This is a genomic window from uncultured Neglectibacter sp. (genome assembly GCA_937958185.1).
Lineage (GTDB): Bacteria > Bacillota > Clostridia > Oscillospirales > Acutalibacteraceae > Acutalibacter.
Map to the genome: position 1 here is coordinate 57,413 of CALFFN010000036.1, position 14,715 is coordinate 72,127.

Here is a 14,715-nt window from a genome sequence, read left to right on the forward strand (position 1 = left end):
GAAATTATTTCACACATAGAAAGGAAGCTTTTCCATGAATTACAAAGAGAGAAGACAGCAGGTACTGGAACAGATGGAGCAGCGCTCCGCGTTGATTCTGTTCTCCGGCACGGAGATGCATGTCAGCGCCGACGAATACGCCCATTTTGAAGCAAACCGGAATTTTTTCTACCTGACCGGGCTGCGGAGAGAGCGCATGGCTCTGGTGATGGTGAAGAACGGCGTTTCTCCCAAAACCATGCTGTTCATTGAGGAATCCGACCCCACCGCCGTGCGCTGGACAGGCAAGCGCGTCAGCGTGGAGGAAGCAAAGGAAATTTCCGGCGTGGAGGAGGTCCATTTCTGGCAGGAGCTGACAAGCTGGACAAACCGCTTGATGTCCGGCGGCCTGCAGACCCTGTATTTCGACTGCAACCGCTATCAGTGGGACGACCTGCCGGATTACAACGCCGCTAAAGCGAAGGAATTCGGGGACAAGTACCCGGGGGTGCAGATTCGTGATATTTTCCCCACCGTTGCCGCCATGCGCATGAAAAAGGACGGAGACGAGGTTTCCATGATCCGGGAAGCGATCGACGTTACCGACAAGGCGCTGCAAAATGTGATGAGCCATCTGAAGCCCGGCATGAAGGAATATCAGGTGCAGGCGGACTTTGAATACATGGTCAACTATTTGGGCGCGGACGGCATGGCGTTCCCCACTATCGCCGGAAGCGGCGCGAACGGCACCATGCTCCACTATGGCACCAACCGGGACACCTGCGCGGACGGCACGCTGGTGCTGCTGGATTTGGGGGCAAAGGTGAAGGGCTACTGCGCCGATATCACCCGCACTTACCCGGTGAACGGGAAATACTCTCCCCGGCAGCGCCAGGTGTACGACATCGTGCTGAAAGCGAACCGCGCGGTGGCGCAGGCGGCAAAGGCGGGTGTTACGCTGGGCGAGCTGCAAAAGCTGTGCAGCGACGTACTGGCGCAGGGCTGTATGGAGCTGGGGCTGATCGAAAAGCCCGAGGAAGTCAGAAAGTATTATATGCACGGCGTGTCCCACCATCTTGGTATCGACGTCCACGATGTGAACGACGGGCAGAACGGACCCCTGCCCGCAGGGGCTGTCATCACCGACGAACCCGGACTTTACATTGACGAGTGGGAGATCGGTATCCGCATTGAAGACGACCTGCTTATCACGGAGAACGGCTGCCAGGTGCTGTCGGAAGCCATTATCCGCGATCCTGACGAGATCGAAGCCTTTATGGCAGGGAGCAGCCGGTAAGCGTTGGGTACCTGCCCGCTGCTTGCTATTAAAAATTGCGGAGCGTACCCCCGCTTTTTCCGGCAGGGCGGACCCGCAGGATATTTGGAAATGCAGCAAAAAATCGACCTTGCAAAATCCGCTTTGGGCTTGTCAGCTCAGGGCGGATTCTGTTATACTGGGAACAGTTGGAAACAGTAACATAGAAAGGAAGCGCAGCTATGAAATTCCGCAATCCCGTCATTCCCGGCTTTTACCCCGATCCCAGCATTTGCCGGGTAGGAGAGGACTACTATCTGGTAAACAGCTCCTTCGAGTTTTTTCCGGGCGTTCCCCTGTACCACAGCCGGGACTTGATCTCCTGGGAGCAGATCGGGCATGTGCTCACCCGGAAAAGCCAGCTGCCCCTGGAGGGCTGCCCCAATTCCGGCGGCATTTTCGCCCCCACAATCCGTTATCATGAGGGCAGGTTCTACATGGTGACCACCAACGTCACCGGCGGCGGGCATTTCTTTGTGTGGACGGACGACATCCGCGGGGAATGGTCCGACCCCGTCTGGGTGAAGCAGATGGGCATTGACCCGTCCCTGTTCTGGGACGATGACGGCAAAGTGTATTTCCAGAGCACCTTCTTTGACAAAAAGACCGGGCGCCAGTGCATCGGGCAGAGCGAGATAGATTTGGAAACGGGAGCGCTGCTGACGGAGACACGTCCCCTTTGGTTCGGCACAGGAGGAAAATGCCCGGAAGGACCCCACCTGTACAAAAGAAACGGCGTGTATTATCTGATGATCGCCGAGGGTGGCACGGAATATGGGCATATGGAGACCCTCGCCCGTTCCCGGAATGTGTGGGGACCCTTTGAAAGCTGCCCCCATAATCCCATCGTGACCCAGCGCGATTTCATGCCGGACTACACTGACCCCACCTCCGATGTGATCCAGGGCGTTGGGCACGCCGATTTGGTAGACGATCCGAAAGGAAACTGGTGGCTGGTGTTCCACGGCTTCCGCCCCTCCCAGTCCATGCTGCACCATATCGGGCGGGAAACCATGGTCGCCCCGGTGGAATGGGACAGCGACGGCTGGCTCACCGTCAACGGCGGCAAGCCCATCACCCCTGTGATGGAGCTGCCCGGCGGCGATGGCTTCCTTCCGCAAACCGATTTTTCCTTTTCGGAGGATTTCACAAAAGAAAGCACTCTCCCCGCAAGATGGGCATATCTGCGGGACCCTGTGGAAGAGCATTATCATTTTTCCGACGGTCTTGTGCTGACCGGCGGCGACCCGCTGGAAGGGCGGGGCGCGCCCACCTTTGTAGGCGTGCGCCAGCGGCAGTTTACAGGCACGGTAACGGCGGAAGCGGAGATTTTCCCTGAAGACGACCGGCAGGAGGCGGGGATCACCGTCTACCATACCGGGGAGCACCACTATGACCTGGTGGTGACCTGCCGGGGCGGCAAACGAGTGGCGCTGCTGCGCAGGCGGGTGTGCGACCTGCTGGTGGAATCGGACTGCGTGGAACTGCCGGAAAGCGGCAGCCTGACCCTGCAGATCAGGTCCGACCGGCTGCACTATGAATTTTTTGCGGGAGCTGCCGACGGTGAGCTGCAGTCCCTGGGCAAAGCGCGGACCCAGCCCCTTTCCACCGAGGTGATGGCGGGCACCTTTACCGGGTGCTTCTTTGGAATGTTTGCCCAAGGGGAAGGGACAAAGGCGGTCTTTTCCGCATTCAGCTGCAACTATCAGGAGGGAAATGAAAAATGAAAAAAGATTTGTGCGCGCTGACACCGCCCATGGGGTGGAACAGCTGGGACTGCTACGGCAACGCCGTCAATGAGGAGCAGCTTTTGGGCAACGCCCGGTACATGGCGGAGCATTTGAAGGAATACGGCTGGGAATATGTGGTCTGCGACATTCAGTGGTCCGAGCCCAACGCTGGGGTAGAGCGCCCGGAATATGTGCCCTTCGCCTGGCTGACCCTGGACGAATACGGCAGGCAGCTGCCCGCCCCGGAGCGGTTCCCCTCTGCGGCAGGGGGGAAAGGCTTTTCGGAGATTTCCCGGAAAATCCACGATATGGGGCTGAAATTCGGTATCCACATCATGCGCGGCGTGCCCCGGCTGGCGGCGCACAGGCACCTGCCTGTCAAGGGGACAGACACCACCTGCGACAGGATCGCCCAGGACAATTCCGTTTCCCGCTGGAACACGGATATGTACGGTGTCGACTGGACAAAGGAGGGGGCGCAGGCGTACTACGATTCCATTTTTGAGCTGTATGCCCAGTGGGGCGTGGATTTCGTCAAGGTAGACGACATCTGCAATACCAACGCCTATCCCACCCGCCCCTATTCCGCGGAAAAGGAGATCGAGATGATCCGCCGCGCCATTGACCGTTGCGGCAGAGACATGGTGCTGAGCCTGTCTCCCGGTCCGGCAGTGATCGAAAAGGCGTGGCACCTGCGGCAAAACGCCAATATGTGGCGCATTACCGACGATTTTTGGGACGACTGGAGCCTGCTGCTTGCCATGTTTGAGCGCTGTGAGGTCTGGGAGCGCCAGGTTTCCCCCGGCTGCTGGCCGGACTGCGACATGCTGCCTTTGGGCAGTATCCGCCGGAACATCAAGCGCTTTGAGGAAAGCCAGGGACGGGAATATGGCGAAGCGTGGACAAAATTCACCCCGGCGGAGCAGACCACTATGATGTCCCTGTGGTGTATCTTCCGTTCCCCGCTGATCATGGGCGGCGAGCTGCGGGAAAACGACGATTTTACCCTGTCCCTCCTGACCAATCGGGACATTCTGAAAATGCACCGTGACGGAGAAAACGCCCATCAGATCCGCCGGACGGAGGAAAGCTGTGTTTGGAAAAGCCGTGACAGTGAAGACGGCTCTGTCTATGCGGCGCTGTTTAATTTTGCGGACGAGGACGCGGTGGTGACCGCTTCCCTGGAGGAATTGGAGCTTTTCGGAACATATCGGGCAAGGGAGTTGTGGAGCGGCAGAGAGCTGTGCGCCGTGCAGCAGCTTTCCGCCTGTCTGCCTGCCCATGGCGCGGCGGTGTACCGTCTGCGGGTGGAATAGGCGAATAAAATGTTATGTAAACTACCTCTTGCTTCTAAAAAAGTTCCAAATAGAACCTTGACAAAATTGGTTCTATATAGTACCATATAACTGCCGCAGAAATCGGCAGACGTGCCGGCGGCGGGCTTGCGCAGGTTTTGATGATGACCATAGCTCGGAAAGGACGACCCTTATTTGGAAACCAGAACAGGATTTTTGATCTCTCAAATCAAGCAGCGGCAGGGGAGGGTGTTCCAAAGGCTGCTGCAGGACTGCGGCGTGGAGGAATTTAACGGTCCCCAGGGCAATATCCTCTACGTGCTCTGGCAGGGGGACGGCGTTCCTATTGTGGAGCTTTCCCGAAAAACGGGGCTTGCGAAAAACACCCTGACCGCCATGCTGGGGAGAATGGAGGAAAGCGGGCTGATCTACCGCAGGCAGAGCGCGGAAGATCACCGAAAATCCTTTATCTGCCTGACGGAAAAGGCGCGGGGGCTGGAAGACCGTTATGAGCAGGTCTCCCAGCAGATGAACGAGCTGTTTTTTCAGGGCTTCCGGGACAGCGAGATCGAAGAGCTGGAAGGGTATCTGGACAGGATCGTCGCAAATCTACAGCGGGCGGAGCGCGCCGGGAAAGCTTTCCCCCAAGGCGTTTCTCCTGCTGAAACGGAAAAGAGGTAACAGCATGACAATTGAACAAATGGCGGCGCTGATCGACCGCTCTCTATTCGCGTCCCTGGCTTACATGGACGAAGCGGGAAAATTGAATGTCCGCCGGGTATTTTCCACCTTTCATTGGGGACTGGGCAGACATCTGATCTCCACGAATACAAGCTCCGCCCACGTGCAGAGCTTGCTGAAAAACGGGAATGCCAGCCTGTATTTTTCAGATGATTCCGCGTTCGAGGGGCTTTGCCTGCGCGGCAGGGCGGTGGTTCATTTTGACCGGGAATTTAAGGAGCTGATGTGGCACGAGCAGGACGTTCAATATTATCCCGGCGGCGTGGACGACGAGGACTATTGCGTGGTGGAGTTTATCGCGGACTCCGGGCGGTTCTACAAGGGCGACGCGGAAAATTATAAGGGCGAGCTTTCCCAGGAGGAGATCGCGGCTTACGACGAGGGAAAGACCTATACGGACTCCCGGGCTTAAACCGCGCGCCCGGCTATTTCACAAAAAACTGAGGGGCTGTCTTTTGACAGCCCCTTGTTCATTTTCTATTTCCCGTGCTCAGTGCCCGCAGCCGTTTCCACCGCAGCCGTGCTTATCTTCCCCACAGTGACCGTGATGGTCGTGGTCATGATCGTGGTGGTCGCAATGCACGTTGGGGTCATATAGAAGCGTTCCCGCAAGCAGCGCCTGCACCGCGTCGTCAGCCTTGCCGGAAACGCCGCCGTACAGGGTGATCCCAGCCTGCGCCAGCGCTTCCTGAGCGCCCGCGCCGATACCGCCGCAGATCAGGGCGTCAACGCCTTTGCCCACCAGAAAGCCTGCCAGCGCGCCGTGCCCATGCCCGGCGGTGTCGGAGATTTCCTGACGGACTACCTTGCCGTCCTCCACCTCGTAAAGCTTGACCTGGCTGGTGTGCCCAAAATGCTGGAACACCAGCCCGTTTTCATAAGTTACCGCAATTTTCATGGAAAAAGCTCCTTTCCGTTTCTACCGATATGATACCGCAGAAAGCCGGAAAAATCAAGGGGGAGCGGCACTGGCTCACCCTGTGCGGCGCGGTTTATTTGATCCAGTTTTTGCTGAAGCTGTTCCTTTCGGTTTCCACATGGCCCCGGTGCCCATGGACGGTGCAGGCGTTCAGCGCTTCTTCCAGCGCGGAAAATTCATCGTCAGTCAACTCTACTTCCCAGCCGCCCAGGTTTTCCAGAATGCGTTCCTGATTTTTCGAGCCGGGAATGGGCACGCAGTTGGGATATTTCTGCAGCATCCATGCCAGAGAGATCTGGGCGCTGGTGGCGTTTTTCTCCTGGGAATATTTTGTCAGAATGTCCAGAATGGGCTGGTTCGCGGCAATGTTTTCCTTTTGCAGCTGCGGTACCCAGTTGCGCACATCATCGGTGGACTCGAACCTGGTATCTACCGTGATCTTGCCGGAAAGGAAGCCGCTGGCAATGGGGGAAAAGGGCACCACGCCGATGTTGTGCTCCAAGCAGTAGGGGAAAATATCCTGCTCGCAGTCCCGTTCCAGCATATTGTACAGGTTCTGCACGGCGGTGACGGGGGTGATCTTCTGGGCGCGGTCCAGCGTTTCCACATTTACCTGGGACAGCCCCCAGCCCCGAATGAGACCTTCCTCGATCAGACTTCCCATGGCGGCTGCCACGTCCTCCACGGCAACGCCCTCGTTGACCCGGTGGAGATAGTACAGGTCGATATAGTCCGTGCGCAGGTTTTTCATGGAAGCTTCCAGGTGGCGCTTCACCGTGTCATAGACGGAAGCGGAGCCCACCTCCTCCGGGTGGATATGCAGCTTTGTCGCCAGCACCGCGTTTTTGCGGAACGGCTCCAGCGCCTTGCCCACCAGCTGTTCGTTGTGACCGGGAAAAAACTGCTCCCGCCCGTAGGCTTCGGCAGTGTCGAAAAAGGTGCAGCCAAAGTCAAACGCCCTGCGGATCGCTTCTATGCTGTAGCTTTCCGCCGGCACCTGCCCGTACCCATGGGAAAAGCCCATGCAGCCCATGCCAATGGGGGAAACCTCCAGTTCGCGGATCAAACGTGTTTTCATGTGATGACCTCCTGATCGGTGCTTGAAATATTTGTGTTCTGCTGTCAGTATAGCGGAAAACAGATTGACAGGGAAGTTTCCGTTTGATACAATGGTTGAAACTACAGGTTTCAGCAAAAGGAGCGGTTGTCCAAATGTATGACAAGGTGCTGGATACTTTTTTGGAAACGGTAGAGCGGGGCAGCTTTTCCAGGGCGGCAGAGCAGCTGTACCTGACCCACACGGCGGTGATCAAGCAGCTGAACAGCCTGGAGGACAGGCTGGGCGTGCGGCTGCTCACGCGCTCCAATCACGGCGTAGGGCTGACCCCGGCGGGGGAGGTGTTCTACCGGGAGGCAAAGGAGCTGATCCGGCTGTCCGGCGAAGCGGTGGAGCGGGTGCGCGCGGCGGGCAGACCAAAACGCATCACGCTGCGTGTGGGCAGCTCGGCGCTGTCCCCCTGTCAGGATTTTCTGGAGCAGTGGCAGCGGTCGGAAAGCGCCGCAAGGTTCCGGCTGCAGATCGTTCCCTTTTCCGACGACCGAAAGCGCTATGAGCATTTGGGCAGGGATTTCGATTTTCTGGTCGGCTCCTGCGATAATTTATTTGCCCGGGAGAAATTCGACTTTCTGCCTATCGGGCAGTACCGATTTGAGCTGCTTATGAGCCGAGAGCACCGGCTGGCAAAGGCGCGGTCGCTTTCCCTTGGGGACTTAAAGGGGGAGACCGTCATGCTGATGAAGCCCGGCGTCAGCCCGATCAACGATGAAATACGGCACGCGCTGCAGGAGAAATGCCCGGAAGCGGCGATCGAAAGCATTCTGCCCGTCTACAATATGGAAACCTTCAACCGCTGTGCAGAAAGCGAGGCCCTGCTGGTGTCCCTGGAATGCTGGGAAAATGTCCACCCCGCCTTGACCGCGGTGCCCCTGCAGGAGGAATATACCATCGAGTATGGGCTTATTTTCTCCAAGGCTTTCGGCGGCGCACTGCGGGAATTTCTTCAGGCGGTGCGCGGGCAGTTCACTGATAAGGCTCAGTAAGCCTTCGGCGGCGCGCAGCTTTCCCGCAGCACCAGATCGGGGGTGGATTGGATTCTGGCGTCCGTCTCTATCCCCTGTATGCGGTGAAGCAGCGCCTGAATGACGAACCGTCCGAATTGCTCGTTGTGCTGGTCCATGCCCGTCAGGCGGGGGACAAAATAGTCGGCGGAAAAGAACTGGTCGCAGCTGACGATGGAAACGTCCTCCGGCACGCGGCGCCCAAAGTCCGCCAGCGCCCGGTACGCGCCGAACGCCACGCTGTCGTTGATCGCCAGCGCCGCCGTAAACGGGATTTTTTGTTCCAGCAGGGACTTCATGGCGCTGTAGCCGTCCGGGGCGTAGTAATCGGACAGGGAGACAAGCTCCTTGTCATAGGGAAACCCTAAAGCAGACAGCGCGTCGGCATACGCCCCCAGCCGGGATTCCGTAATGCTGACGCCCCGCTCGCCCCCCAGAAAAGCAATGCGGCGGTGCCCCAGGGAAGCCAGATGGTCCATGGAAGCGAACACACCTTTCCCGGTTTCCCTCTGGAGGAACAGGCAGTCTATCCCGCGAATAGGGTTCCCCAGCACCACGGTGGGCACGGCGGAGGCGAGCTCCTGCAGGGCGTTTCGGTATTCCGGCGGCACGTGGAGCAGGTCTGCCTGCCCGCCCGCTACGAGAACACCGTCCACCTGCCTGTCCAGCAGCATTTTGAAATACGCGGCTTCCGGCGGGTGGGAGCCGTCCTTATCGGCGGAGCTGAAAAAAGAGGTGTTGCAGAGAAACACCGAGTATCCGGCAGCGCGGGCAGCCTGTTCAAACGCCCGGAACATGGCGGAAAAATAGGGGTTCGTAATGTCCGGCATGACAATTCCCAGCGTCATGCTCTGCCGCTTGATAAGCCCTCTGGCAAAGGCGTTCGGCGTGTAGTGGTGCTTGTGAATGGCAGCTTCTACCCGTTCCCTGGTGCGCTGAGAAACGGGAGCGGTGCCGTTTAGCACCCGGGAAACCGTGGCAATGGAAACGCCGCATTCCTTTGCGATTTGCACCATAGTGGCAGGCTTGTTCATAAAGGCACCTCCAAAGCAGAAAGCTCTTTTCTCCATTGTAACAAAAGCTGAAAACCTTTTCAACGGGCGGACAGCCTCCCGCAGCTTTGCATTTTGACGAAAATGTAAAGCCGGATTTGGGTAAAACGTCCACTTGCAATGTAAAGGTTTTCATATTATAGTCGAAGCAGATGGTACAATGATCGCAAAGCGATCATCAGAGAGAACCCCTGAAACGCGAAGCGTTTCTCTTTTCCTACGGAAAAGTACCGGGCTTCTCCAAATCAGTTGGCGCATTCTGCGCATATGATATAACAACGAAAAGAGAGGGAAGAGTATGAAAAAAGAATTTGAACAGGAATTGCAGGAGACGCTGTATGTCCACCGTCCGCTGCCGCTGCACCCGGAACGCTCGCTGGAAGCCTCCTTTCCCAAAAAGAAGGTGGAAGCGCAGCGTATCCTGTACAGCGCCGGGGAGCGCATTGCCGATCCCGTTGCCGACCGGGAGGGAACGCTCTCTGAGGAAAACGGGACGCTGGTTCTCAGCGCTTCCCTGCGCAGCGACCACTGGCCCGAGGGCGCCCCGGCAGACGGGGACTACACCAATTTCGGTTCCGCCACCATTCGTTTTTCTTTCCCGCCCCAGGATTGGAGCGGATACAACCGCATTCGCTTCTGGGTGCGCCCTCACATGACGAACGCCCGCATCGTGTCCCAGTACGCTGCGCTGCGGAACGTGGGGAAGACCCCGATCCCGGACCCCTATTACCGGGAGGGTTCCACCGCGTTTGATTTGAAAAACGGAGAGTGGAACGAGTGCATTTGGGAATTTGCCGCCATGCCCCGGGACGCCATCGACGAGCTGCGGCTCTTTGTGGGGCTCAGCGGTCACGATGTGGCAGCCGGGGAGACCATGACCTACGAGTATAAGGACCTGCGCCTGGAGCGGGTGGAGCACCCGGAGCATGAGCGTGGCTGGCAGCGGGACGACAACGCCATTCTTTTCTCCACCGTGGGCTATTGGCAGAACAGCCGGAAAACGGCAGTCACAGGCGCAGCGGTGAAAAGCTTTGAATTGACCGCGGCGGAAAGCGGCGAAGCCGTATTTGCCGCTCCGGCAAAGCCGGTGAAAAACGACAGGGGCGAATTTGCCCTGTTGGATTTTTCGGATTTCTGCACCGCCGGCAGCTACAGGATCAGAACGGAATTTGCCACAAGCGAGCCTTTTGAGATCGGGCAGGACCTGTGCCGGGAAAGCCTGTGGAAGGTGCTGAACTACATTTACTGCGAGCGCTGCGGCACTCCCGTGCCCGGCAAGCACGGCACCTGCCACCAGGACATTACCGCGACCCATGATGGCGTGACAATGAGCTTCTGCGGCGGCTGGCACGACGCCGGGGACGTGTCCCAGCAGGCGGCGCAGAGCGCCGAGGTGGTGCACGCCCTGTTTGAAAACGCCTCCCGCTGCAAGGGGGATATGCCCCTGTACCTCCGACTGATGGAGGAAGCACAGTGGGGGCTGGATTTTATTCTGCGCACCCGGTTCGGCGACGGCTTCCGGGCGACCAGCGCCGGGGCGACCCGGTTCACCGACAATCTGATGGGGAATTTTGACGATATCCCCGCCCGGGTCCACGACCACGCCTATGAGAATTTCCTGTTCAGCGGCGTGGAAGCTTACGCCAGCCACTGCCTGCAGGGCTATGACGACGAGCTGGCGGCAGGGGCGATTCTTGCCGCAAAGGAGGATTTCGGGTTCGCTGTGAAGAAATTTGCCGAGACCGGGGTGGACCCTGCCCCCAGCTTTTTCGAGCACACCTATAACAGCGGGCGCTCCCAGTATTATGCCGTGGCGGCATGGGCGGCAAGCTGTCTGGTGGAAGCCGGCAGCGCCGGCCACGCGGAGGCCGCCCGGCAGTATGGGAATCTTCTGCTGCTCTGTCAGGAAACAGGGAACGGCGGCGCGCCGCTGACCGGCTTTTTCTATCGGGACGAAAGCCATAAAACTATCGTTCATTTCAATCACCAGGCTAGAGAACAGCAGTTCATACAGGCACTGGAATCCCTTTGCCGCACCCAGCCCCAGGCGCAGGAGCGCCCCCGCTGGGAGCAGGCAATGCGGCTCTACGGCGGCTACCTCAAGGTGATCTCCGGGAACACCGCTCCATTTGATATGCTTCCGGCAGGCATTCATAAAACCGACGAGGCGCTGGATTCGGAACTGTTCCCCTACCTTCATTTGACCTGCCGCTATGAGGACGAGGTGGAGAATTACAAGGAACAGCTGGCAAACGGCACGCAACTCTCCGAGGGCTATGTGCTCCGCAATTTCCCGGTGTGGTTCTCGTTCCGGGGAAATTCCGCCGTGCTGCTGTCCATGGGCAAGGCGGCGTCCCTGTTGGGCAGGTACTTCCACGATGAAGAGCTGCTGCAGCTGGGCAGGGAACAGCTTTACTGGCTGTGGGGCAAGAACCCCTTTGGACAGTCGCTGATTTACGGCGCGGGCAGTAATTACTGCCGCCAGTATGCCGTGCTCTGTGGCGAATGCACGGGGGAGGTGCCCGTGGGTATTGAAACTCTGAACAATGAAGACGAACCCTACTGGCCGCAGAACAATAACGCCACTTACCGGGAGGTCTGGATCGGCGCCGCCTGCCGCTGGCTGTGGCTGTGCGCGGACTTTTTGGAGGATTGAGTATGGAGCATGAGATGAGACACCCCACCTTTCTGGGCGCGGATTTGGGCGGCACCAAGCTGCTGCTGGGTGAAGTCACCGCAGACGGAAATTTGCTCCGGCAGAAAAGCTACCCCAGCGGGGCGCTTTCCCAAACCCAGGCGCTGGAGCTTATCTCCGACAGCGTAAAGGATTTTCTGGAAAATGCCCGCCCCAGGGAGGAACCCCTGCCTTGCGCCATGGGCGTGGGGCTGGTGGGCAGGGTGGACCCCGGGAAGGGGCTGTGGATGGAGATCGACCGGGTGCGGAAGGAAGAATTTCCCGTAGCGCGGCTCCTGGAGGAGCGCTTTGGGCTTCCCTGCGCCATCGACAACGATGTGCGCAGCGCCGCCAAGGCGGAAATGCGGTTCGGGCAGGGAAAGGATTGTAAAAATCTTATCTATCTGAATATCGGCACGGGCATCGCGGCGGGTATCGTGGTAAACGGAAAGCTGGTTCACGGCGGACACTGCAATGCCGGGGAGGTGGGGCATACCGGCTCCGGCGTGGCGCTTCACGTGCCCTGCGTCTGCGGGCGGCAGGACTGTGTGGAAATGGTTTCCGCCGGGGTGGGGCTGGACGCCAGTGCCCGGCTGCTGCGGGAACAGTACCCGGACACCACCCTGCCGATCCCCGAGGACGGGAGCCGGGTCTCCGCGGCTGAGATTTTTTCCCGTTATGACAGCGACCTGCTCTGCACCCTGCTGACAAACAACGCCGCCCAGGGGATTTCCAATCTCATTATGAATCTGGTGCGGCAGTCCGACCCGGAGCTGGTGGTGCTGGGCGGCGGTCTGCTGTCCAATGAACTGCTGTATCAGAAAGTGCTTGCCGGGCTGAACGCCCACACTGTCCGCTTTGTCACCCGGGGCATCGTGCGCACGGGTCTTGACCCCGCCCATATCGGCGTGATAGGCGCAGCCTGCAACGCCATGGAAAAACTGGAACAGGAAAGGAAGAAAAGCATATGAAGGTAACGATTGCAAGAGACGAACATGAATTTGACGTAATGGCTGCATGGCGGATCATCGGGCAAATGCTGGCAAAGCCTGATTCCGTCATCGGGCTTTCCACCGGGGAGACCACCAAAAATATGCACGCCATTGTCAGCGACATTTATGGGAAGTATCCCTTTGACACCAGCCGCGTCACCTTATTTAATGTAGACGAGCTGACGAACCTGCCCCGCTCCTATGCCGGGTGCTGCTATACCATGATAGCGGAGCAGATCGCCCGCCCGCTGCACATTCCCGAGGAAAGGTTCCTCATGCCGCCCACCATTGCGGAGGATTATGAGGCGGAGTGCCGGAAATTCCAGAAAGCGCTGGAAGACGCCGGGGGGATCGACCTGCAAATGCTGGGTCTGGGCATGAACGGGCATATCGGCATCAACCAGCCCGGCACGCCCTTCGGCAGCGAAACATGGGTGTCGCCCATGGACCCCATTTTTGAAGCCCGGGTGCGCAGGGAGACCGGCGTTGCGCCGGAGCATGAGCTGGGCGGCTTGACCCTGGGCGTCCGCACCATCATGCACGCCCGCCGTATCGTGCTGATCGCCAAGGGCGCGCACAAGGCGGAGATCGTTCGGAAAATGCTGAAAGAGCCGGTGACAGAGGATATCCCCGCTTCTGTTCTCCAGCTTCACCCAAACTGCGAATTTCTGCTGGACGCTGCCGCCGCGAAATATGTGACGGATTTGGCGTAATACAGGGGAAAGAAGCATACAGAAAACAGGCTTCGCCGACTATTGTTTGAAAGGACGGAGAATATAACAGTGCTGGGAATATACGATTGCTTCGGATACGGCGCGGGGTACGAGGTATCCTTTGAAGAAAGATACCGGCTGATAAAAAGCGCCGGCTTCGACTGTGTCATGCTTTGGTGGAGCGACCAGTTCGGCAGGGGAGAGGGCTATCAAAAAGATGCAGAGCTTGCGCGAACGGCAGGTCTGTTCGTAGAAAATATCCATGCCCCCGTTCATGAGCAGAACGATTTGTCATTGGATACTTTGGGTGGGGAAAGCGTTTTTCAAAGCTATCTGCAATGCGTAAAGGATTGTTCTAAAAACAATATATCCACTGTTGTCATCCATTTGCCTGATGACGCCTGTCTGTTGAACGATCAGGGAATGGAGCGGCTCAAGGCGATCATTTCCGAAGCGGAGGACAAAGAAATACAAATCGCATTTGAAAATGTGCGAAATATCAATCATCTCATTTCTGCCTTGTCTTCCTTCGATTCAAGATTTGTTGGATTCTGTTATGATAGTTGTCACCATAAAAACTATGCGCCGGAAATCGACCTGTTAAAGCGCTTTGGCAATCGGCTGATGGCTCTGCACCTGCATGATAACAGGGGCAGGCGTGCCCAGCACCAGCTGCCCTTTGACGGAAGCATTGATTGGGCGGAAGTGATGGGTAATATTTCAGCAACAGGCTATCAGGGCGCAACATCTCTGGAACCGATGAACTGGGATTATGAAAGCTTGTCCATAGAGGAATTTCTTTCCTTGGCGTATCGGAAAGCAAGGCGGCTGGAGCAGATGAGAATGGGGTAAATGGAAATTGACGATTAGGCGTTGGCTATCGGCAAATGATGGGGCAGGAGAGCTTTTGAAAAGCTTTCCTCAAATTTTCCTGTCAGTCGGTCACATCGAAAGCTGTCGACCATATTTGCAGCCGCACCGCGAAAATGAAAGGAGATCCTGCAAAAAAGTGTTGACATCCCTTCGGGAAGATGGTAAACTGAGTAAGCTGAAATCCGAAAGAGGATTTCAGCTTATATAGGGGTATAGCTCAGCTGGTAGAGCAGCGGTCTCCAAAACCGCGTGCCGAGGGTTCGAATCCTTCTGCCCCTGCCAAAACAAGAGAGACAAGCCTTGTGCCTGTCTCT

The 14,715-nt window shown here is 57.6% G+C and carries 13 protein-coding genes and 1 tRNA gene; 11 read left to right on the top strand and 3 right to left on the bottom strand.

Annotation, left to right across the window (positions count from 1 at the left end; genetic code table 11):
• The first annotated feature begins 34 nt into the window (after window positions 1-34).
• The 5 genes from AB8996_RS10885 to AB8996_RS10905 all read left to right on the top strand — a co-directional run bounded on the left by AB8996_RS10885 (window position 35) and on the right by AB8996_RS10905 (window position 5,472).
• Complete coding sequence (locus tag AB8996_RS10885) at window positions 35-1,276, top strand: aminopeptidase P N-terminal domain-containing protein (RefSeq protein WP_369299010.1); 1,242 nt, start codon at window positions 35-37, stop codon at window positions 1,274-1,276.
• Window positions 1,277-1,476: 200 nt separating this feature from the next.
• Window positions 1,477-3,021: a glycoside hydrolase family 43 protein gene (locus AB8996_RS10890; RefSeq protein ID WP_369299011.1), complete on the top strand. Its 1,545-nt coding sequence runs from the start codon at window positions 1,477-1,479 to the stop codon at window positions 3,019-3,021.
• Window positions 3,018-4,340 carry a glycoside hydrolase family 27 protein gene (locus tag AB8996_RS10895; protein WP_369299012.1) on the top strand — a complete coding sequence of 441 codons (1,323 nt, stop codon included), beginning with the start codon at window positions 3,018-3,020 and terminating at the stop codon, window positions 4,338-4,340. The genes AB8996_RS10890 and AB8996_RS10895 overlap by 4 nt, the downstream gene beginning before the upstream one ends.
• Window positions 4,341-4,514: 174 nt before the next feature.
• A complete protein-coding gene (locus AB8996_RS10900; RefSeq protein ID WP_369299013.1) occupies window positions 4,515-5,000 on the top strand; it encodes a MarR family transcriptional regulator in 486 nt (161 codons plus the stop codon).
• A gap of 4 nt (window positions 5,001-5,004) precedes the next feature.
• Window positions 5,005-5,472, top strand: a complete 468-nt coding sequence (locus tag AB8996_RS10905; protein ID WP_369299014.1) for a pyridoxamine 5'-phosphate oxidase family protein — start codon at window positions 5,005-5,007, stop codon at window positions 5,470-5,472.
• 78 nt (window positions 5,473-5,550) lie between these two features.
• On the opposite strand, the gene AB8996_RS10910 is transcribed toward AB8996_RS10905, so the two are convergent.
• Both AB8996_RS10910 and AB8996_RS10915 read right to left on the bottom strand, forming a co-directional pair.
• Entirely contained in the window at window positions 5,551-5,958 is a 408-nt protein-coding gene (locus AB8996_RS10910; RefSeq protein ID WP_369299015.1) for a NifB/NifX family molybdenum-iron cluster-binding protein, read from the bottom strand.
• Window positions 5,959-6,052: 94 nt separating this feature from the next.
• Complete coding sequence (locus AB8996_RS10915) at window positions 6,053-7,057, bottom strand: aldo/keto reductase (protein WP_369299016.1); 1,005 nt, start codon at window positions 7,055-7,057, stop codon at window positions 6,053-6,055.
• Window positions 7,058-7,191: 134 nt separating this feature from the next.
• Between AB8996_RS10915 and AB8996_RS10920 the strand changes: the two genes are divergently transcribed.
• Window positions 7,192-8,079: a LysR family transcriptional regulator gene (locus tag AB8996_RS10920; RefSeq protein ID WP_369299017.1), complete on the top strand. Its 888-nt coding sequence runs from the start codon at window positions 7,192-7,194 to the stop codon at window positions 8,077-8,079.
• On the opposite strand, the gene AB8996_RS10925 is transcribed toward AB8996_RS10920, so the two are convergent.
• The gene (locus AB8996_RS10925) at window positions 8,073-9,131 is read right to left on the bottom strand and encodes a LacI family DNA-binding transcriptional regulator (protein ID WP_369299018.1); all 1,059 of its coding nucleotides are present in this window, start codon (window positions 9,129-9,131) and stop codon (window positions 8,073-8,075) included. The genes AB8996_RS10920 and AB8996_RS10925 overlap by 7 nt on opposite strands.
• A 316-nt stretch (window positions 9,132-9,447) precedes the next feature.
• Between AB8996_RS10925 and AB8996_RS10930 the strand changes: the two genes are divergently transcribed.
• From AB8996_RS10930 to AB8996_RS10950, 5 genes are all read left to right on the top strand, one after another.
• Window positions 9,448-11,805, top strand: a complete 2,358-nt coding sequence (locus AB8996_RS10930; protein ID WP_369299019.1) for a glycoside hydrolase family 9 protein — start codon at window positions 9,448-9,450, stop codon at window positions 11,803-11,805.
• A gap of 2 nt (window positions 11,806-11,807) precedes the next feature.
• Window positions 11,808-12,794: an ROK family protein gene (locus AB8996_RS10935; RefSeq protein ID WP_369299020.1), complete on the top strand. Its 987-nt coding sequence runs from the start codon at window positions 11,808-11,810 to the stop codon at window positions 12,792-12,794.
• Complete coding sequence (locus AB8996_RS10940; protein ID WP_369299021.1) at window positions 12,791-13,528, top strand: 6-phosphogluconolactonase; 738 nt, start codon at window positions 12,791-12,793, stop codon at window positions 13,526-13,528. The genes AB8996_RS10935 and AB8996_RS10940 overlap by 4 nt, the downstream gene beginning before the upstream one ends.
• A 69-nt stretch (window positions 13,529-13,597) precedes the next feature.
• Entirely contained in the window at window positions 13,598-14,380 is a 783-nt protein-coding gene (locus AB8996_RS10945) for a sugar phosphate isomerase/epimerase family protein (protein ID WP_369299022.1), read from the top strand.
• Between the two features lie 227 nt (window positions 14,381-14,607).
• Window positions 14,608-14,683, top strand: a tRNA-Trp gene (locus tag AB8996_RS10950).
• Window positions 14,684-14,715: the final 32 nt, after the last annotated feature.